Genomic DNA, 18,948 nt, shown 5'->3' on the forward strand with positions numbered 1-18,948 from the left:
CGCGCCTAGCGGCTCGCGGTACGCAGTGCTTCGCGGGCCTCTGCCTCGACTCCGGCGGCGTTCAGCCGGTAGTGCCCGTACAGATGGGTGGGCGGGCCGATGAGGCTGTACTCGTCCCGGATCCCGTGGCGGTGCAGCCGGACCGGCACACCATGCTCGCTGATCACCTCGGCCACCGCGCCGCCGAGACCGCCGAGCACATTGTGCTCCTCCACCGTCATCAGCAGCCGCGAGCGCCGCGCGGCCCTCAGCACCGCCTCCTCATCCAGCGGTTTGACGGTGTGCATGTCCAGCACTCCGACGTCGTACCCGTCCGCGGTGAGCGCCGCCGCGGCCCCCAGCGCGGGATGGACCATCGAACCGGTGGCGATGAGGGTGAGGTCGCTTCCCGTCCCGTGCTCGACCGCCTTCCCGATCTCCAGGGTGGTCCCCGCCGGGTAGACATCCGGGTCCCGGCCGCGGCCGATACGGAAGTAGACCGGGCCCGGGAGGTCCACCGAGGCGCGCAGCACCGCGGCCAGGGCCGCGGTGTCGGCCGGTGCGACCACGGTGAGCCCGGCGATGCTCCGGGTGACGGCCAGATCCTCGGTCGCGTGATGGGAAGTCCCGTAAAACCCCAGGGTGATCCCCGCGTGGTGGCCGATCAGCCGGACCGGCTGACGGGTATACGCCACGTCGGTACGGATCTGCTCGCAGGCCAGCAGCGCCATGAAGGACGCGAACGTGGCCACATACGGCCGCAGGCCGGTGGTGGCCAGACCCGCCGCCGTGGACACCATATGCTGCTCGGAGATCCCGAACTGCAGATACTTCTCCGGGTGACGCTCCTGGAAGCGCACCAGACCATTGGAATACTTCAGATCCGCGGTGCCGACGACCACGGGATGGCCCTCGTCCGCCAGGTCGGCGAGGGTGTCGCCGAGGGCCTGAAGACCCGGAGCCTGTTCCAGCAGGCTCAGCAGATGCCAGGATTCCGGCTGCAGACCGGGCGCGACGCTCACCGTGCCCCCCGCAGTTCCGCCAGGGCGTTGGCCTCGTCCCGCTCGGCCAGCCAGCCCAGATGCCATCCGAACTCGGACTCCATATAGGAAATCCCCTTTCCCTTCACAGTGTTGGCGACCACCACCGCCGGACGGTCGCGGCCGGTGTCCTCCGCCAGTGAGCGCAGCAGGGGCAGCAGGGCCGAGACGTCGTGGCCGTCGACCTCGTGGGTCTGCCATCCGAACGCCCGCCACTTCTCCAGCAGCGGCTCGATCCCGGTCACACCGTCGATACGGCCATCCAGTGAGTGGTCGTTGCGGTCGACGATGGCCACCAGCCGCCCCAGGCGGTGGTGCGCGGCGCCCAGGGCCGCCTCCCAGACCTGCCCCTCGTGCAGCTCCCCGTCGCCCAGCAGGACGAACGTGGTGTACGGGCGCCCCTGGAGGCGGCCGCCCATCGCCATACCCGTCCCCGCCGACAGGGCGTGGCCCAGCGACCCGGAGCTGAAGTCGATCCCCGGGATGCGGGTCATGTCCGGGTGGTCACCGAAGGCGTTCCCCAGACGGGTGTACTCATCCAGCTCGGCCGCGTCGAAGAAGCCCCAGTCGGCCAGCAGCGGATACAGCGTGGCCGCCGCATGCCCCTTACCGAACAGGAAACGGTCGCGGTCGGGCCAGTCCGGCTCACCACGCCGCAACCGCATCACCCCGTAATAGAGCGTGGCCAGGATCTCCGCACACGAGAAACCGGACGCGTAATGGCCGGTCTTGGCAATCGAGATCAACCGCACCGTCTCCAGACGAGCGAACAACGCCCGTTCCTCGATGTGCTCGATGAGCTCGCGGTCCGCCGGCGCGACCGGCGTCTGTGCAGTCATTCGGTGTCTCTCCCAGTCGGTGAGCCCCATTGGCGAGCCCAGTCGGCGAATCCGATGGCGGGCCCGATCGGCGGCACGGCCGGGTCCGGTCCGCACCACCCTCGTCATCGGAAGTTACCACCCACTGGACAGTGCGTCCATGTCGTGAGAATGTCTCGGTGGTCGCCGTCACACCCGCCGAAAGCGGGCTTTCTCAAAGCCAAGGAGATGCGATGACCCTCCCCGATCGCCCCGGGCCCCTGACCACGCAGGAGTCGCGGGCCCCGGACATCCGTCAGCGTCAGGTCCGTGTCACCGCGCCCCGGCAGGTCGCCCTCGTCGAGCGGGACCTCACCGGCCCCCCACCGGGCGAGGTCCGGGTCCGGGTCCGCGAAGTCGGCGTGTGCGGCAGCGATCTGAAGATGTGGTCCGGCGAGCACGCCGTACTCAAGCCCCCACTGGCCCTCGGACACGAGGCGTGGGGGATCGTCGAAGAACACGCCGCGGACCCCGATGCCACCGGCTCCGCACCGCTCACCCCCGGCACCCCCGTGGTCATCGTTCCCCCGGCCGGCTGCGGCACCTGCCACAACTGCGCGCGGGGGCGCGAGCAGCTGTGTGCGCGGATGCGGTTCGTCGGCGGCCAGATCGACGGGGCCATGGCCCGGTTCCTGACCGTCCCGCCGCACCACCTCCTGCCGATCGACCCCCGGGTGCCCGAGGAACTGCGGGTCCTGATCGAACCGCTGGCCGTGGCCGTGCACGCCGTCGGCCGGGCCCGTGTCGGCGCCGACGATCAGGCCCTGGTGATCGGTGCGGGTCCGATCGGCGTCTTCTGCGCGCTCGTGCTCGCCGCCCAGGGCGTCGGCCGGGTGGTGGTGACCGACCGGGACCCGCTGCGGCTCGACCTCGCCCGCCGGCTCGGGGTGCCGCACGTCGTGCGTACGACGGCCGCCCAACCGCTCCTCGCGGCCGGGGACCACATCCGTTCCGAAGGCGCGGATGTGGCGTTCGACTGCGTCGGCGCCCAGGCCACCACCGCGCAGGCGCTGACGGCGACCTGCCGTGGCGGCCGCACCGTCCTGGTGGGCATCAGCCCCGCCGAGCTGACCGTCGGCGGAGTGGCACTCCAGCGCGGCGAACGCGAGCTCATCGGCGTCCAGATGTACCAGCGCGAGGACTTCCGCCACGCGATGGACCTGCTGGCCGAAGGGCTCGTCCCGGCCGTCGACGGTCTCAAGCGCTCCCGGCCGCTCGCCCAGGCCGGGGAGCTCCTCGATGAGCTCGCCCGGCGGCCGAGCCCCGTCCTGAAGGAGACCCTGCTCCCGGACTGAGAGACACCGGGTCGCGGGACCTCCGCTCGTCCCCTCCTCACCCCGCCCCGAAGGACCCAGCCATGAATCCTCCCTCCGCCGTCACACCACCCTCCCCTCCCACCGCCGACACACCCAACATCCGCACCGTGGCCTGGGCGACCATGATCGGAACGGCCATCGAGTGGTACGACTTCTTCACCTACGGCATCGCCGCCGCCCTCGTCTTCAACACCCTCTTCTTCCCCGCCGGCACCTCTCCGGTGGTGGGAACGCTCCTCGCGTTCAGCACCTACGCCGTGGGGTTCGCCGCCCGGCCCGTCGGCGGCGTGGTCTTCGCGCACTACGGGGACAAGATCGGCCGTAAGTCCATGCTGGTGGTCTCGCTGCTGCTCATGGGCGGCAGCACCTTCTGTATCGGGCTGCTTCCCGGCTTCCCCACCTTGGGCGTCGCAGCCCCCCTGCTCCTGGTGGCCCTGCGGATCGTCCAGGGCTTCGGGGTGGGCGGCGAATGGGGTGCCGCGGCCCTGATGGCCGTCGAGCACGCACCGCCCAACCGGCGTGGCTTCTACGGCAGTTGGCCGCAGATGGGAGTTCCCGCCGGAATGCTCATCGCCAATCTGGCCTTCTTCGCCCTGTCGGGCGCCACGAGCGACCACGACTTCCAGGCGTGGGGCTGGCGCGTTCCCTTCCTCGCCTCCGCCGTGCTCGTCGTGCTCGGGCTCGTCATCCGGCTCCGGGTGAGCGAATCCCCGGTGTTCCGCGCGATGGAGCAGGCGGGCCGGATCGAACGACGGCCGGTGATCGCCGTGCTCCGCACCCAGCCTGCCAACGTCCTGCGCGCCGCGGGCATCAGGTTCGCCGAGAACAGCACCTTCTACATCCACACCACCTTCGTGCTCACCTACGGCACGACGGTGCTCACCCTGGAACGCGACGACCTGCTCATCGGGGTGATCATCACGGCCGCCCTGGGCCTGATCAGCCTGCCCCTGTGGGGACGGCTGTCCGACCGGGTCGGACGCCGGCCCGTGGTGCTCTTCGGCTCGGCCCTGCTCGCCGCCCTGTCCTGGCCCTTCTTCTGGGCGCTCGACAGCGGATCGCTGCCGGTCATCTATCTCGTCACGATCCTGTGCATCAACGTCGGCAACCACGCGGTGTACGCACCGCAGTCCGCCTACTTCGCCGAGCTGTTCGAGCCCGAAGTCCGCTACAGCGGTGCCTCGATCGGCTCGCAGGCGGCCAGTGTCCTCGCCGGCGGGCTGTCCCCGCTGATCGCCACCGCCCTGCTGGAGGCGGGCGACGGCTACCACCTCATCGCCCTCTATATGACGGCGATGGCGCTGATCACCGTGTGCACGGCGCTGATCAGCCCCGACCCCTACCGCCAGTCCCTCAAGCGGTCCTCCACGCCAGGTGACCGCGATGCCCGGCCCACCGAATCCACCACGGAGATGTCCCATGGCTGACCCCACCGTTCTCATCACCGGCGCCGCACAGGGAATCGGGGCCGCCACGGCCCGGGTCCTCGCCGAGCGGGGCTGGCGCGTCGCCGTCGCCGACCTCAAGGGCGACGCCGCCCAGGACCAGGTCGCGGCCCTCGACGCGGCGTCCCCCGTGACAGGGGGGCACCTGGCAGTCGCCGTCGACGTCACCGACGAAGCCAGCGTCGCCGCGATGTTCGACGACATCGCGACGCGTGCCGGTGGGCTCGACGCGCTGGTCAACGGCGCGGGCGTCATCTTCCGGCAGGCGGCCCAGGACTTCGACAGCCGGCAGTGGGCCCATCAGCTCGCGGTCCACCTCACCGGCGCGATGCACTGCGCGCGTGGTGCCTACCCCCTGCTGGTCCGCAGCGGCCGGGCCAGTGTGGTCAACATCGGTTCCGTCGGGTCGACCTTCGGGCTCCCGGGCCGGCTCGGCTACGCCACCGCCAAGAGCGGAGTGCTGGGCCTCACCCGGACCCTGGCGGCCGAGTGGGGCGAGGTCGGCATCCGGGTCAACGCCGTGGCGCCGGGATACGTGGCCACCGAAATGGTGCGAAGTGGCCTGGAGTCGGGAGCGCTCGACCGGGAGGCGCTGCTGCGGCGCACACCGATGCGACGGCTGGCCGAGCCCGCCGAGATCGCCACCTCCATCGCCTTCCTGCTCTCCTCCGACGCCTCCTTCGTGCACGGTGCCACCCTCCGGGTCGACGGGGGCATCACGATCGACGGCACCTTCTGACCACCGACCCCCGAGGACACCCCATGAACAGCCACCCCTCCGGCCGACTCGGGGACATGAGCGGGCGCACCGCCGTGGTCAGCGGAGCGAGCAGCGGCATCGGACTCGCGATCCTGCGGCGCTTCCTCGAGGCCGGCGCGACCGTTCACGGACTGGCCCGGCGTGACCGTCTGATCGAGGAACAGGCCCGGGACGCCGCGCCCGAGGCGGACCGCTTGCACCACCACAGTGTCGACGTCGGTGACCCCGAGGCGGTACGGGACTGGGCGCGGCGGTTCTCCGGCCCGGTGGACACCCTGGTGTGTGCCGCCGGAACCAACATTCCCGAGCGGCGCCTGGCCCAACTGACGCCCCCGGTCTGGGACTCCATGCTCGCCACCAATCTGAGCGGGACGTTCTACCTGCTGCACGCCCTGCTCCCCCGGCTCCGCGAGGCCCGCGGCGACGTGGTCGTCCTGTCGAGCGTGGCCGGGGCGTGGCCCGATCACACCGGTCCGGCCTATCAGGCCGCCAAGGCCGGGCTCCTGGGCCTCGCACGGGGAGCGGGCATGGACGAGTACGGCAACGGCATACGGGTGTGCACCATCCTGCCGGGCATAGTGAACACCCCGATCCTCGACGACCGGCCCGAGCCCCCGCCTCAGGAGCTGCGCGATCTGTTCGTCCAGCCACAGGACATCGCCGAGGCGTGTCTGGCGGCCATCACCCTCCCCAAGCGGGCCTGTATCGCCGAAATGACCGTCGTGGCCACGGCGCTGCAGTCCATGGGCAACACCCAGGCGGCCACTCCGGCACCGCCCCGGGAACCACGCTCCGCGGTGCGGCCCGGCACGCCCTGAAGCCGGAGCGCCCATACGGAACGCGGCCGACCCCGCCCGTCGGGGTCGGCCGCGTTCCGTATGGGCCGTATGGGCCGTATCGGCCGTATGGGCCGGGGCCCGCCCCGGAGGTCAGGGGTGGATGACCGCCTTGATGCAGCCGCGGTCGTCCCGGACGGCGTCGAGGGCCGCGCCGTACGAGTCCAGCCCGAACCGATGGGTGATCATGCCGTCGGTGCGCACCCGGCCCGTGCGCAGGACCCGCAGCGCGCGATCGAAGCTGAACGCCTGGGTGAAGGATCCGCGGATGGTCAGCTCCCGGCTGAAGATCTCATGCGGGGAGAGTTCGACGCGCTCCCGCTCCCCGGCCATGCCGTAGAGGAAGACGGTCCCGCCGTCGCGGGTCAGCGGCAGACACTGCTCGATCACGGTGAGGGCGCCGGTCGCGTCGACGACGGTGTCGAAGCCGTCGGGCGCCAGGGCGCGCAGCGCCCCGAGGGAGGCCGAGGAGTCGTCGCGGTCCATGACCACCGTCTCGTCGGCGCCGAAGTCCCGGGCCAGTTTCAGCTTGGCCTCGGTCGGCGCCGCGACGGTCACCCGCCCCGCGCCGCTGCCCGCCAGCAGCTGCGCGAGCAGCAGCCCCGTGGTGCCGGCGCCGAAGACGAGAACATCGCTGCCGGGCTGTGGGGCGAGCACATCCATGCCGTGCACGGCACACGCGACGGGCTCGGCGAAGGCCACCACGTCCAGGGGGATGTCATCGGCCGGGTGGCAGTGGGACGCGGGCACCACGATCATTTCGGCGAAGCCGCCCGGCCGGGTGACACCGTGGTCCCGCAGCCGGGTGCAGAAGGCCGGTCTGGCGCGGCGGCAGTTGGCGCACGAACCGCAGGAGACACGGTTGTTGAGGGCGACGCGCTGTCCGACGGCGAGCGTCGTCACCTCCTCCCCCAGCGACTCCACCTCGCCCACCACCTCGTGTCCGGGGGTGAGCGGATAGCGGGGGGAGAACTCGCCGCGGTGGAGATGGGCATCCGTGCCGCAGACTCCCGCGGACAGCACGCGCAGCCGTACCTCGGCCGGGCCCGGCTCCGGATCCGGCAGGTCGGTGTAGCGGAAGGCATGGGGTCGGTCGTAGACGATGGCTTTCACGCCGTCTCCTTCGTTCTGGGCGCTTCGGCGCGGTTTCGTACCGGCCGACTCGGTGCGGTCTCGTGTCGGCCGGTACGGCGCCGGTCCCGAGAAGCGTCATCGCGGCACGCATGTGGCCGCTATCCGGGCACCCTGGCACCAGGACATGATGTCTCTCAGGTGGGCTCCGCAGAGATAAGACGGCCTGTACGTACAGGATGTCAAGAGGACGGGCTGTTGTCTTCGCCGCCAGGCGCTACGCTTGCGCCGTGGAACCCGGACGGATTGACCGCGATGCCGCACTGCCCTTCTACGCCCAGCTCAAGGAGCTGCTGCTGCCACAGCTCGGCAGCGTCTGGAAGGTGGGTGAGCGGCTGCCCGGCGAGGTGGCGCTGTGCGAGCGGTACGGCGTCTCCCGGACCGTTGTGCGCCAGGCTCTCGACGAGCTCGAGGGCGAGGGCCGCATCGTGCGGCGCAAGGGCCAGGGCACCTTCGTGGCCGCCCGCAAGGTCGACGAGTCGCTCTTCCAGTCGATGACGGGCCTGTACGAGGATGTGGCCGCCCGAGGTGCCGCGCTGGTCAGCGCGGTGCGCCGGCTGGAGTTCGCCCCCGCGACGGCGGACGCCGCCCGTGAGCTGGAGGTCGAGGAGGGCGCACCGCTGATCCATCTGGAGCGGCTGCGCTACGTCAACGACGAACCATGGGCGCTGACCAGCACCTGGCTGCCGCACCGGGTGGCGTCCGGACTGCTCGACGAGGATCTGACGCACCAGTCGCTCTACGCCCTGCTGGAGGGCAAGTACGGCGTCAGCCTGGACCACGGCAGGCGTGTGGTGGAGGCGGTGCCCGCCGCCCCGTCGGTGGCCGAGGCGCTCGGCGTGGACGCCCACGACCCGGTGCTGCTCCTGCGGAGCACCGCCTGGGACCAGGAGGGCAGGCCGGTGGAGTACTTCACGGCCTACCACCGCGCGGACCGCAGCCGTTTCCAGGTGCATGTCCGCAGGCGGCGGGCCGGTGCGCCACCGTCGATGCTGGTGAACGACAGCGCCGACTGAAACACACTCCCACCTGGGCGGCGGACCCGATGTGACATCGGGTCCGCCGCCCTTTTCACGGCCCCCGCGACCCCGTCGCATCCGCGCTCATCACCCTTGACATCCTGTAGCTACAGGATGACAGTGCCTGCACGTACTCGCAATTCTCATCTACTAGACAACTAGTCCGCACCATGAGAATGTGCCGTGGCCACCTTCGTGACCGCCTTGCGGTGCCACGACGAACAGGAGCTCCATGCGCCCATCGGTGACGACCGTCCACGCCACCCCCGTCGCAAGCGGGTTCACCTTTCTCGAGGGCCCCCGATGGCGCGACGGCGAACTGTTCGCGTCCGACTTCTACAGCGGGCGCGTCCTCGCCTTCCGTCCGGGCCGCTCGCCGGACACCGGCCATGAGGTGCGCACGGTGTGCGAGGTACCCGGCCGGCCGTCCGGGCTCGGATTCGCGCCCGACGGGTCGCTGCTGGTCGTCTCGATGCTGGAGCGCGCCCTGCTGCGGTGGGACGGCCGGGCACTCACCACCGTGGCGCGCTTCGGCCACCTCATCGAGGGCGTGGCCAACGACATGCTCGTCACCGAGTCGGGCTGGGCCCTCATCGGCAACTTCGGCAATTCGGACGCCGAGCCCGCCTCCCTGCGCGAGACCGCCCTGGTGCGGGTCTCCCCCGACGGCCGAGCCGATCTCCAGGGCCACGGGCTCGTCTTCCCCAACGGCATGGCGCTCACCGCCGACCGCCGGCGGCTGCTGGTGGCGGAGACCTTCGCCGGACGCGTCTCCTCATGGCCGGTGGCCTGGAGCGGCGACGGGGCGCCCACGCTCGGAGAGCGGCGGGTGTGGAAGCAGTTCGGCGACCCGCCCGGCCACCTCGACATCGAACGCGCCACCCGCGAGCTTCCGGTACTGCCCGACGGTCTGGCCATCGACGCCCACGACCGGGTCTGGGTGGCCTCCTCGATCGGACACGGCGCGCGGCTGCTCGCGCCGGACGGCACCCTCCTCGCCCGCGTCGAAACCGGTGACCTGAGCCCCTACGCGGTCGCCATCGGCGGCGCCGACCAGTCCGTTCTCCACCTCTGCTGCTCACCGCCGCTCGGCACCGTCGACCCCGCCGTCACCACCGAGTCGGTGCTGTACGCGGCGGACATCTCGGCACTCCGCCGACCCGCATCCCGCGCCTCCCGCGCCCCAGGAAAGGAGACATCATGACGACCACCACCGCGCCGACCGCCACGGTCCGTGCGCTGCGGTTCGCCGCGAAGGAGAAGGTCGCCGTCGTCGACGCACCGCTCCCCGAGCCCGGACCGGGCGAGCTGATCCTCGACATGAAGGCGGCGGGCCTGTGCGGAAGCGATCTGCACTACTTCCATATGACACACGAGGAGATGCGGCACGCCACACAGCCGCGCTCGCCCGAGATGACCCCCGGCCATGAGATCGCCGGTGTGGTCAAGGCGGTCGGCCCCGGGGTGAGCCACCCACAGGTGGGCGACCGGGTCGCGGTGCAGCACTACTCCGGCTGCGGTCAGTGCGAGAGCTGTCGGCGCGGCTGGGATGTGCACTGCGAGCGCGGAGCGCGGGTGTACTCGCTCAACCGCCCCGGTGGCTGTCAGGACGAACTGGTCGTCACCGCCAAGGACTGCGTGGTGCTGCCGGACGAGGTGAGCTTCCCCGTCGGCGCGTTCCTCGCCTGCGGTGCCACGACCGCCTACCAGGCGCTGCTCCGCTCGGAGGTGAAGCCGGGCGAGACCGTGGTCGTCATCGGCGTGGGCCCGGTGGGTCTCGCCGTGCTGGCCTGGGCGAAGGCGTTCGGCCTGCGCGCCGTCGGCACCGACCCGAGCCCCGAGCGCCGCGCCTTCGCCGAGAGCCTCGGCTACTCCGATGTCCACGATTCCGCGGGGTTCGACATCGAGGCCGTGGTGCCCGGTGGCGCGAACGCCGTCATCGACACCTCCGGGAACGTCCACGGCCGCCGTACCGCCGTCGAGGTGGTGAAGACCTGGGGCACGGTGGTCTTCGTCGGGCTCGGCCCCGACTTCGCCATCGACCCGGTACCGGACCTGATCATGCGTCAGGTGACCCTGCGCGGGATGTTCGTCTTCAGCGTGCCACTGATGATGGAGGCCGTGGCGGAGGCCGGCCGGCTCGGTGTGGACCTCGCTCCGATCATCACCAGCGTCTCCTCGATCGAGGAGGGGCCCGACGCCTTCGCGGACTTCGCCGCGGGCAGCGTCGGCAAGTCGGTCATCGGATGGGAGTGAGCATGGCGAGCGCGACCTCGGTCCGGCCCGTCGACGGCGGCGCGTGGACACTGGAGAACGACGCGGTCACGGTGGTGGTGAACCCGGCCCGGGGCACCGACATCCTCTCGCTGGTCTGGAAGGCCACCGGCGAGGAGATCCTGTGGCGCAGCCCGCACTGGGCGGACCGGGTGCCGGCCGCCGACACCGCGGACGCGAGCGATGTGTCGTTCTTCGACAACTACGCGGGCGGCATACAGGAGTTGTTCCCGAACGCGGGGCCACCGACCACCGTGCGCGGCGCTCCGCTGCCGTTCCACGGTGAGGCGGCCCGCCGCTCGTGGGCGGCCGAGGCCGTGGAGACGGCGGACGGGACCGCGCTGCGGTGCGTCACCCGGCTCGCCCGCTACCCGTTCCGCATGACCAAGACCTTCTCACTCGACGGCTCCGTGCTGCGTTTCCGGAGCGAGGTGGAGAACCTCTCCACCCGGGCCCTCCCCTCGAACTGGGGCCTGCATCCCGCCTTCAACACCGCGACGGTGGCCCGCGCGGCCACCGTGTACGGCCCGTTCGAGGAGCTCACCGCGCATCCGGAGGACTTCGGCGCCCGGCAGTGGATGGCACCCGGCGAGAAGCGCCGGGTGCCCGCCGTGGCCCCGGGCGTGGGAGCCCTCGAGCTCGCGCCGGGCGAGGGCCCGACGGCCGACCTCGGCTACGCAACCGTCACGGGCGGCTGGTTCGGGCTGCGCTCACCGGGCTGCGGTCTGGTGGCGACGATGAGCTGGCGGCCCGAGCTGTTCCCCGAGATCTGGGTGTGGCAGGAGTGCCACGCGCCCGACGACTACCCCTGGTGGGGCGCCGAGCACATCGTGGCGGTCGAACCGCACACCACCTCGCCGTTCATGCCGCTCGGCGAGCGGCTGGAGCGCCCCGGCGTGCCGGTCATCGCCGGAGGGTCCACGCTGAGCGCCGAGTTCACGCTCGGCGTCCATCGAATCGCCGACGACGAGGTGCCGGTCGATGTCGACGAACGGGGCGTGCCGGTGCTGATCACCGTCTCGGACGAGGGGGAGGGCGCGGCATGAGCCGATTCACCGATCGCGTCGCGATCGTCACCGGGGCGGGGGCGGGCATCGGCCGGGCCGCGGCCGAGCGCATCGCGAGCGAGGGCGGCTCCGTGGCCGTCTTCGACATCTCGGCCGAGCGCGCCGAGGAGTCCGCGCGCACGATCGCCGGCGCCGGTGGCTCCGCCACGCCCTTCGCGGTGGACGTCTCCGACCCCGATCAGGTGCGCGGGGCCGTGGACGAGGTGGTGGCCACGCTCGGCGTTCCGTTCTCGCTGGTGAACAGCGCGGGCATCCTGCGCATCTCCCCCGCCCTGGAGATGAGCGCGGACGACTTCGACACCGTGCTCGGCGTCAATCTGCGCGGGGTGTTCCTCATGGCCACCGCTGTCGCGCGGCACATGGTGGCGGCGAAGCGGCCGGGCCGTATCGTCAATGTCTCGTCGATCCACTCGGTGATCTCGCTGCGCGAGGCGGCCGCCTACGCCGCCTCCAAGGGCGGGATCGAGGCGCTCACCTTCACCCTCGCGGGAGAGTGGGCCGAGCACGGCATCACGGTCAACGCGGTGCGCCCGGGGGCCACTTGGTCCGCGCTGACCACGCCCCTCTACACGGACGACGTCGTGGCCTCGCTGAACCGGCGCATCCCGCTCGGCGCGGTGGCCCGCGCCGAGCAGGTGGCCGCGGCGATCGCCTATCTGGCCTCCGAGGACGCCTCGTACTCGACCGGGGCGACGCTCTCGGTCGACGGCGGCTACACCATCAACGGCGACATGCCGAACGCGGTCTACGAACGCGATTGACCCATCGCATCACAGAGGGCAGGGGCCGGAATCGTGAGATTCCGGCCCCTGCCCTCTGCGCGTGGCCCCGGCTCAGAACACGGAGTGCGGGTCGAGGTAGTCGTCCACGTTCTCGCAGTTGATGCCCGCGGCCTTGGTGTAGCGCTGCTTCTCGATGTCCTTGGGCGCCACATCGCCGGTGCCGATCCGCAGCGCGAGGTCGAAGGCGAGGTCGGCGGCCAGCTTGGGCGAGTTCAAGCCGGTGGAGATGTACCGGCCGTCGCACCCGCCCGCGCTGATCTCCTGGAGCGCCTGCTTCTGCCCGTCCGCCGCCGCGGCGACCAGCGTCTTCTTGTTGCCCTTGTCGCGCAGCGTGCTGAGGGCTCCGAGCGTCATCGAGTCGTTGAGGCCCACGATGAGGTCCACGTTGCGGTGTGCGGCGAGGATCGACTCGGTGGCGGGTACCGCGGCGTCCTGGGAGTAGTTCGCGGGAGTCCTGGCCACGAGGTGGTATTTGACGCCACCGGCGCGCAGACCGTCGAGGAACCCCCGCTGGCGGTCGGGGCCGACGATCTCGTCGTCCGGCCCGCCGTTGAGGACGGCCAGGCTGATCGTCGAACCACGGTGGAACCGCTTGGCCGCGAGCCGCCCCGAGAGCTTTCCGATCGCGTAGTTGTCGGAGGAGACGGAGGTGACACCGACCCCCTCGATACCGGTGTCGACGAAGACCAGCGGCACCTCCCCCGCCACGTCCTTCAGCTGTACCTGCTGTGTCTTCGGGCTCATCGCGTCGACCACGAGGACGTCGATACCCTGCGCCACCAGGGTCTGGGCCTGGTTCAGCTGGGTGACCGCGTCCCCGTCGGCGTTCTGCACCTCCAGATGGAAACCCCGCTTCCTGGCCTTCTTCCTGGCCGCGTCGACCATCGCCGCGAAGTAGGGCGCGTCCAGCTGCCGCTGGGAGAATCCGATCGTGACGTCGGTGGGCTTCTTGGCCTCCCTGGGGCCGCCCGCGGACGCCTTGCCACCGATGGTCGTACAGCCGGCCAGGACCAGCGCCGCCGCGGACAGCGCGGCGAGTGGGCCCCGTCGCATGGTTGTCATGCAGATCTCCGTGTCGTGTCTGGTCATACGCCGGGCTCAGGAGTGTGCGGTCCGCTGCCGGCGGCGCCGGGTGAACTGGACGGTGGTGAGGACCATCGCGAAGATGATCAAAGCCCCGCGGAAGGCGTCCTGCAGAAATGTGGAGACGTTGAGCAGCACCAGCAGGTTGGAGATCACGCCGAAGATGAGCGTGCCCAGGAACGCGCCGAGCACCCGGCCGCGGCCGCCCACGAGGCTGGCACCGCCGATGACCACCGCCGCGATCGAGTCGATCTCGTAGTTGTCCCCTCCGGTCGGAGTGGCCGCGCCGATGCGGGCGGCGAGCAGGAAGCCCGCGAAGCCGACCAGCACACCCGCGATCACATACACCGTGATCATGGTGGCCTTCACCGGGACACCCGAGGCGTGGGCGGCCTCCTTGCTGCTGCCGAGCGCGTACACCCGGCGCCCGAACACGGTACGGCGGGTCAGGAAGGCCATGGCCATCGCGAGCACGATCCACACGATGCCGAGCACGGGGACCCCGCCGATCGCCGTCGTGGCGATGGTACGGAAGTCCGCGGCGTGGGGGCTGACCGGCTGGCCCTCGGTGTAGGCGTAGACCAGCCCCCGGCCCAGCGCGAGCATGCCGAGAGTCACGATGAACGCCTCGAGCCCGCGGTAGGCGATGAGATAGCCGTTGAAAGCCCCGATGGCGGCGCCCAGCGCGATCGCGACCGCCACGGCGAGCAACGTGTTCCCGCCGCCGAAGAGACCGGCGGAGAGCACACCGGCGAGCCCGGCGACCGCGCCGACGGAGATGTCGATGCCACCGGTGAGCACGATGAGGAACTGCGCGAGCGTGACGATGCCGATCACCGACACCTGCAGCAGCAGGTTGGACACGTTGTACGAGGAGAAGAACGCGTCGGAGGTGAGGCCCGCGAAGATCAGCAGCGCGATGAGGATGTAGAGCGGGTACTGCTCCTTCGCCCACTGCCCGGCCCGGCGCAGCGTCAGGCCGTGGGCGGGCGCCGTCACCTCGTCGTCCGCGGCTGGTGCGGCGGCCGTCCTGGTCGCGGTGTCGTGGCTCACTGGACTTCTCCTCCGAGGGCGGTACGGGTCAGGTCGTCGGTGGTGCTGGTCTTCGAGACGAACTCGCCGGCGATGACGCCGTCGCGCAGCACGATCACCCGGTTGCACAGGGCCAGGGCCTCCTCGGCCTCGCTGGTGACGACCACGACCGCCTTGCGCCGCTCGATGAGGCCCCGCACGATCTGATAGATGTTCAGCCGGGCACCGACGTCGATGCCCTTGGTCGGTTCGTCCAGCACGACGACGTCGGGCTCGCTCTCCAGCGCCTTGGCGATGCACACCTTCTGCTGGTTGCCACCGGAGAGCGAGCGGGTCAACTGGTCGGCGCCGCCCTTGATCCCGAAATCGGAGACCAGCCGCGCCACCCGGCGGCGCTCCCGGCGGGTGTGCAGCACTCCGCGGGTGGAGAAGGCGCCCAGCGTGCTCAGCGTGAGGTTGGTGGCGTTGTCGAAGTCCTTGACGAACCCCTCGCGCCTGCGGTCCTCGCTGAGGTAGGCGATCCCCTGGCGCAGGGCGGCCCGCGGTGAGCGCGGGTTCACCTCGCGGCCGCGCACCCGCACGGTGCCGGTGTCGCGGTGCTGGTGGCCCGAGATGGACCGGGCGAGCGAGCTGCGCCCGCTGCCGACCAGTCCGTAGACGCCGACGATCTCGCCTTCCCGCACCGAGAGGGAGATGCCGGACGCCGATCCCGAGGACACGTCCCGCACCTCCAGCAGGGTGGGGGCGTCCGCCGCGGCCACCGGCTCGGGTGGCTCGAGGGCCATCACGGCCTCGCCGATCATGAGCGTCATGATCTCGTCGGGTGTGGTGTCCGCGGTGTCGACCACATCGACGAGGGAGCCGTTGCGCATGACCGCGATGCGGTCGGCGAGCGCGAACACCTCCGGCATGCGGTGCGAGACGAAGACGACCGTGGCACCGGCTTCGCGTTCCTTGCGCACGAGTGCCTCGACGTCCTTGAAGTGCTCCTCGGTGGTGGAGGCGGTCGTCTCGTCCAGCAGCAGGATGCGATGCTCGTTCACCTGGGAACGGCTGAGCGCCACCATCTGACGGGGGCCGGGCCCGAGCCGTCCGGCGGGCATGCCGAGGTCGGCGTCGCGCATCCCGACCACGCCGAGGGCGGCGCGGGTACGCTCCGCGCGGTCGCGCCCCCCGACGAGCTGCCATGGCCTGCGGCGGCCCGCCGCGCTGAGGCCGGTCAGCCAGACGTTCTCCTGGACGCTGAAGGTGTCGACGATGACCGGCTCCTGGTGCATAAGGAGCACTCCGGCGTCCAGCGCCGCGGAGGGGGTGGTGATCTCGCCGTCGTAGCCGTCCACGATCACCCGCCCACTGGTGGGGCGCTCCTGACCGGCGAGCAGCTTGGTCAGCGTCGACTTGCCGGCGCCATTCGCACCGCAGATGGCGAGCACCTCACCCGCGTAGCCGCTGAGCGTGACGTCGGAGACGGCGACCACGCCCGGGTAGACCTTTCCGACCCCGTCCAGAGTGAAGGTGACCGCCCTCGGCGGTGGTGACTCGGATACCGAGGACGCGCCCGCGCCCATGCTGCTCACTTCGACTGCTCCCTTGCGCTAGGCACGCCACTCCTCGTCGAGAAGGCCGATCGCTGCTGCCCATGGCTCCGTGGGGCCGGGCTGCGACCTTTTTTCTCATGAGATGAACGCTGTGTCTACTGCATGGGACAAACAAATGCGGCGATCTACCCCGTCACGGGCCCCCCGGCGACGGCGGGCGAGGGGAAGTGCGGCAGTACGTGGTCGGTGAGTTCGGCCAGGACGTCCTCGACGGGGCGGTCGTTCGGCCGCAGGTTGAACGCGACATGCGCGACACCGAGGGCGGACATCTTCTCCAGGTGCTCCACGAGGCCCTCCCGGCCGGTGCGCAGGCCGAGCCGGATGGTGGTGGCGGGGGCCGCGGGGTCGGGCAGGAGGTCGAGCATCATGGGGGTCAGATAGGGCTTGGGGCGGTCGGCCGTCAGCTGCCGCCACCGCTCCGTCTTCAGGCGGAGCGCTCCCAGGTCACGGGGGTAGTTGAGGCTCGCGTCGACGTGTTCCGCGATCCACTCCGGGCTCTGCTGTGCGTTGCCCGCGACCGCGATCGGGATGGTCCCGTCGGTGGGCTTGGGCAGGACGTCGAGTTGCCGGTCGGGGGTGAGGCCGAGCTGGGGCAGATCCAGCCCCTCGCCGGTGGGCGGGGTGGCCCAGGCGGTGCGCAGCACCTCGACGCCGGTGCGGAAGGTCTCGGCGCGGGTGGTGAACTCGACGCCGAAGAGCGGGTATTCGACGGGACGGTCACCGCTGGCCAGGCCGAGGACGAAGCGTCCGCCGGACAGGACGTCGACGGTGGCGGCCGCCTTGGCGACCAGAAGTGGCCGGCGCAGTGGCAGGACGACGGCCGCGGTGCCGAGGACCGCGCGTTCGGTGACCGCCGCGAGGTGTCCCAGGTGGGTGAAGGTCTCGAACACCGACCCGGCGTCGCCGAAGTGCACCGGATCGTACAGCGGGACGTCACGGACCCACAGGGCGGCGAATCCGGACCGGTCGGCGAGGCGGGCGAGGTGGGCGTGTGCGCCGAGGGACGGCACGCCGAAGGGGCGGCCCGCCTTCCGGTCGGTGGCCAGCCGGGACTGCCCCCAGTCGTTGTCCAGGGGGAGTTCCAGGCCGAGGGTGAGGCGGCCGCCGGGGTGGGTCAGACGGTTCAGGGCAGTGGACATGATGCGAGGACGGCTTCCGGGAGAGGGGAAACGGGGGCGGGAACGGGCCGCGCCGCCCCGGCCGGCTGATGAGCACGGCCGCGGCGGCGCGGTCGAGTGGGGGGTGGTCGGGTGGGGGGTGGTCCAGCGGCGTGGCGGCCGGGGTCAGTTGAGGGTGTCGGGGTCCGGCCCGGTGCGCTGACCGCGGTCGAGAGCGCCGATCGCCTCGATGTCCTCAGGGGTGAGGGTGAAGTCGAAGACGTCGATGTTCTCCCGGATGCGGGCGGGGGTCACGGACTTGGGGATCACGACGTTCCCCAGCTGGAGGTGCCAGCGCAGGACCACCTGGGCGGGCGTCTTGCCGTGCCGCTGCGCTATCGCGGTGAGCGCGGGGTCCTGGAGAAGGGCGCCCTGGGCCAGCGGGCTCCACGCCTCGGTGGCGATGTTGTGCTGGGCGTGGAAGGCCCGCAGCTCCCCCTGCTGGAGGTAGGGGTGCAGCTCGACCTGGTTGATGACCGGGACCACACCGCTGTGGTCCAGCAGCCGCCCCAGATGGGCGGGCTGGAAGTTGGACACGCCGATGGCGCGGGTACGGCCGTCGGCCAGCAGCTTCTCCAGGGCGCGCCAGGTGTCCAGGTAGCGGTCGCGGGCCGGGGTGGGCCAGTGGATCAGGTAGAGGTCCACGTAGTCGGTGCCCAGCTTGGCCAGGCTGGCGTCGAAGGCCGCGAGGGTGGAGTCGTACCCCTGGTCGGCGTTCCACAGCTTGGTGGTGAGGAACAGCTCCTCGCGGGGGACGCCGGACTCGGCCAGGGCACGGCCGACACCGGCCTCGTTGCCGTAGATGGCCGCGGTGTCGATGGAGCGGTAGCCGGCCTCGATGGCGGAGAGCACCGCGCCGGTGGTCCGCTCGTCCTCCACCTGGAAGACGCCGAAGCCCAGTTGCGGGATCTCGAGGCCGGTGTGGAGGGTGACGTTGGGTACGGAGGTCATGGTGTCCTTCGTCGGGTCGTGTGTGTTGTGGGGTTCTGGGATCTCGGGGGTTCTGGGGTCCCCGGTGGTTCCGAGGTCTCGGGGGTTCTGGAGCCCTCGGTGGTTCCGAGGTCTCGGGGGTTCTGGAGCCCTCGGTGGTTCCGAGGTCTCAGCCGAGCGTCGCGACCGCCGTGGTGGCGATCTCGTGGTCCTGCTCGGGGGCGCCGCCGCCCACGCCGAGCGCGCCGATCAGCCGGCCGTCGCGGTGGACCGGGACGCCACCGGCGATGAACAGCAGCGGGCGGTCGAGGGCGGTGGGCAGGGTGTGGAAGGCGCCTCCGGGCTGGACCGCGTCGACCAGGCCCGCGGTGGGGGCGTCCAGCTGGAGCGCGGTGAACGCCTTGCGGGTGCTGGTCTCCCCCGCGATCAGTACGGCCCGGTCGTCGCGCCGGAAGGCCAGCGGATGGCCACCGGCGTCGAGGACGCTGATGGCGGCCGCCACCCCGGCCGCCTCGGCGGCGGCGCGGGCGGCCTGGACGAGGGCCTCGGCGTCCTTCGTGGTCAGCGGGGCGACGGCGGTCTCGGGAGTGCTCATGGCGGGTCGGTCTCCTTGATGGTGGTGGTGCTGTTCGGTGTTGGTGT

General features: G+C 71.2%; 18 protein-coding genes. 9 read left to right on the forward strand and 9 right to left on the reverse strand.

The annotated features are described in order from the left end of the window. Positions 1-5: 5 nt before the first annotated feature. On the reverse strand, positions 6-1,001 hold the full coding sequence (locus J2Z30_RS04325; RefSeq protein ID WP_044578909.1) for a transketolase family protein: 996 nt from the start codon (positions 999-1,001) through the stop codon (positions 6-8). After that, complete coding sequence (locus J2Z30_RS04330; RefSeq protein WP_044568177.1) at positions 998-1,858, reverse strand: transketolase; 861 nt, start codon at positions 1,856-1,858, stop codon at positions 998-1,000. The genes J2Z30_RS04325 and J2Z30_RS04330 overlap by 4 nt, the downstream gene beginning before the upstream one ends. Positions 1,859-2,070: 212 nt before the next feature. On the opposite strand from J2Z30_RS04330, the gene J2Z30_RS04335 reads away from it, so the two are divergent. The 4 genes from J2Z30_RS04335 (at position 2,071) to J2Z30_RS04350 (ending at position 6,215) form a co-directional block, all read left to right on the forward strand. Further along, positions 2,071-3,171: a zinc-dependent alcohol dehydrogenase gene (locus tag J2Z30_RS04335; protein ID WP_044578907.1), complete on the forward strand. Its 1,101-nt coding sequence runs from the start codon at positions 2,071-2,073 to the stop codon at positions 3,169-3,171. 62 nt (positions 3,172-3,233) lie between these two features. Further along, positions 3,234-4,619 (forward strand): MFS transporter, encoded by a 1,386-nt coding sequence (locus tag J2Z30_RS04340; protein ID WP_044578905.1) that lies wholly within the window; start codon positions 3,234-3,236, stop codon positions 4,617-4,619. Beyond that, a complete protein-coding gene (locus tag J2Z30_RS04345; RefSeq protein ID WP_044578903.1) occupies positions 4,612-5,376 on the forward strand; it encodes an SDR family NAD(P)-dependent oxidoreductase in 765 nt (254 codons plus the stop codon). The genes J2Z30_RS04340 and J2Z30_RS04345 overlap by 8 nt, the downstream gene beginning before the upstream one ends. A gap of 23 nt (positions 5,377-5,399) precedes the next feature. Beyond that, positions 5,400-6,215, forward strand: a complete 816-nt coding sequence (locus J2Z30_RS04350) for an SDR family oxidoreductase (RefSeq protein WP_044578901.1) — start codon at positions 5,400-5,402, stop codon at positions 6,213-6,215. Between the two features lie 111 nt (positions 6,216-6,326). Here the strand turns inward: J2Z30_RS04350 and J2Z30_RS04355 are convergent, their stop codons facing one another. Then, the gene (locus J2Z30_RS04355; protein WP_044578899.1) at positions 6,327-7,346 is read right to left on the reverse strand and encodes a zinc-dependent alcohol dehydrogenase family protein; all 1,020 of its coding nucleotides are present in this window, start codon (positions 7,344-7,346) and stop codon (positions 6,327-6,329) included. 248 nt (positions 7,347-7,594) lie between these two features. Here J2Z30_RS04355 and J2Z30_RS04360 point away from each other — a divergent pair, with 248 nt between their 5' ends. The 5 genes from J2Z30_RS04360 (at position 7,595) to J2Z30_RS04380 (ending at position 12,485) form a co-directional block, all read left to right on the forward strand. Further along, complete coding sequence (locus J2Z30_RS04360; RefSeq protein ID WP_308279732.1) at positions 7,595-8,380, forward strand: GntR family transcriptional regulator; 786 nt, start codon at positions 7,595-7,597, stop codon at positions 8,378-8,380. 235 nt (positions 8,381-8,615) lie between these two features. After that, a complete protein-coding gene (locus tag J2Z30_RS04365; RefSeq protein WP_078957068.1) occupies positions 8,616-9,587 on the forward strand; it encodes an SMP-30/gluconolactonase/LRE family protein in 972 nt (323 codons plus the stop codon). Continuing rightward, complete coding sequence (locus J2Z30_RS04370; protein WP_044578897.1) at positions 9,584-10,639, forward strand: alcohol dehydrogenase catalytic domain-containing protein; 1,056 nt, start codon at positions 9,584-9,586, stop codon at positions 10,637-10,639. The genes J2Z30_RS04365 and J2Z30_RS04370 overlap by 4 nt, the downstream gene beginning before the upstream one ends. Before the next feature lie 2 nt (positions 10,640-10,641). Next, positions 10,642-11,703, forward strand: coding sequence for an aldose epimerase family protein (locus tag J2Z30_RS04375; protein WP_044578896.1), 1,062 nt, complete (start codon positions 10,642-10,644; stop codon positions 11,701-11,703). Then, complete coding sequence (locus J2Z30_RS04380; RefSeq protein ID WP_044578894.1) at positions 11,700-12,485, forward strand: SDR family NAD(P)-dependent oxidoreductase; 786 nt, start codon at positions 11,700-11,702, stop codon at positions 12,483-12,485. Before J2Z30_RS04375 ends, J2Z30_RS04380 begins: the two co-directional genes overlap by 4 nt. A 72-nt stretch (positions 12,486-12,557) precedes the next feature. Here J2Z30_RS04380 and J2Z30_RS04385 read toward each other — a convergent pair whose 3' ends face one another. The 6 genes from J2Z30_RS04385 to J2Z30_RS04410 all read right to left on the reverse strand — a co-directional run bounded on the left by J2Z30_RS04385 (position 12,558) and on the right by J2Z30_RS04410 (position 18,901). Beyond that, positions 12,558-13,568, reverse strand: a complete 1,011-nt coding sequence (locus tag J2Z30_RS04385) for a substrate-binding domain-containing protein (protein ID WP_044582284.1) — start codon at positions 13,566-13,568, stop codon at positions 12,558-12,560. Between the two features lie 36 nt (positions 13,569-13,604). Then, complete coding sequence (locus J2Z30_RS04390) at positions 13,605-14,642, reverse strand: ABC transporter permease (RefSeq protein ID WP_052701729.1); 1,038 nt, start codon at positions 14,640-14,642, stop codon at positions 13,605-13,607. Next, positions 14,639-16,189, reverse strand: a complete 1,551-nt coding sequence (locus tag J2Z30_RS04395) for a sugar ABC transporter ATP-binding protein (protein ID WP_245387631.1) — start codon at positions 16,187-16,189, stop codon at positions 14,639-14,641. Before J2Z30_RS04395 ends, J2Z30_RS04390 begins: the two co-directional genes overlap by 4 nt. Positions 16,190-16,344: 155 nt before the next feature. Continuing rightward, positions 16,345-17,358 (reverse strand): LLM class oxidoreductase, encoded by a 1,014-nt coding sequence (locus J2Z30_RS04400; RefSeq protein ID WP_044578891.1) that lies wholly within the window; start codon positions 17,356-17,358, stop codon positions 16,345-16,347. A 144-nt stretch (positions 17,359-17,502) separates the two neighbouring features. Further along, a complete protein-coding gene (locus J2Z30_RS04405; RefSeq protein WP_044578889.1) occupies positions 17,503-18,327 on the reverse strand; it encodes an aldo/keto reductase in 825 nt (274 codons plus the stop codon). A gap of 148 nt (positions 18,328-18,475) precedes the next feature. Beyond that, positions 18,476-18,901, reverse strand: a complete 426-nt coding sequence (locus J2Z30_RS04410) for a GlcG/HbpS family heme-binding protein (RefSeq protein ID WP_044578887.1) — start codon at positions 18,899-18,901, stop codon at positions 18,476-18,478. Positions 18,902-18,948 lie beyond the last annotated feature (47 nt).

This window comes from Streptomyces iranensis (genome assembly GCF_017874715.1).
In the GTDB taxonomy this organism is placed as follows: domain Bacteria; phylum Actinomycetota; class Actinomycetes; order Streptomycetales; family Streptomycetaceae; genus Streptomyces; species Streptomyces iranensis.

Bases quoted from the DNA above. Each gene is read 5' to 3' on its own strand.
- J2Z30_RS04330 (WP_044568177.1), bottom strand. From the start codon at position 1,858: ATGACTGCACAGACGCCGGTCGCGCCGGCGGACCGCGAGCTCATCGAG.
- J2Z30_RS04335 (WP_044578907.1), top strand. From the start codon at position 2,071: ATGACCCTCCCCGATCGCCCCGGGCCCCTGACCACGCAGGAGTCGCGG.
- J2Z30_RS04340 (WP_044578905.1), top strand. From the start codon at position 3,234: ATGAATCCTCCCTCCGCCGTCACACCACCCTCCCCTCCCACCGCCGAC.
- J2Z30_RS04345 (WP_044578903.1), top strand. From the start codon at position 4,612: ATGGCTGACCCCACCGTTCTCATCACCGGCGCCGCACAGGGAATCGGG.
- J2Z30_RS04350 (WP_044578901.1), top strand. From the start codon at position 5,400: ATGAACAGCCACCCCTCCGGCCGACTCGGGGACATGAGCGGGCGCACC.
- J2Z30_RS04365 (WP_078957068.1), top strand. From the start codon at position 8,616: ATGCGCCCATCGGTGACGACCGTCCACGCCACCCCCGTCGCAAGCGGG.
- J2Z30_RS04370 (WP_044578897.1), top strand. From the start codon at position 9,584: ATGACGACCACCACCGCGCCGACCGCCACGGTCCGTGCGCTGCGGTTC.
- J2Z30_RS04375 (WP_044578896.1), top strand. From the start codon at position 10,642: ATGGCGAGCGCGACCTCGGTCCGGCCCGTCGACGGCGGCGCGTGGACA.
- J2Z30_RS04380 (WP_044578894.1), top strand. From the start codon at position 11,700: ATGAGCCGATTCACCGATCGCGTCGCGATCGTCACCGGGGCGGGGGCG.
- J2Z30_RS04385 (WP_044582284.1), bottom strand. From the start codon at position 13,568: ATGACAACCATGCGACGGGGCCCACTCGCCGCGCTGTCCGCGGCGGCG.
- J2Z30_RS04395 (WP_245387631.1), bottom strand. From the start codon at position 16,189: ATGGGCGCGGGCGCGTCCTCGGTATCCGAGTCACCACCGCCGAGGGCG.
- J2Z30_RS04400 (WP_044578891.1), bottom strand. From the start codon at position 17,358: ATGTCCACTGCCCTGAACCGTCTGACCCACCCCGGCGGCCGCCTCACC.
- J2Z30_RS04405 (WP_044578889.1), bottom strand. From the start codon at position 18,327: ATGACCTCCGTACCCAACGTCACCCTCCACACCGGCCTCGAGATCCCG.
- J2Z30_RS04410 (WP_044578887.1), bottom strand. From the start codon at position 18,901: ATGAGCACTCCCGAGACCGCCGTCGCCCCGCTGACCACGAAGGACGCC.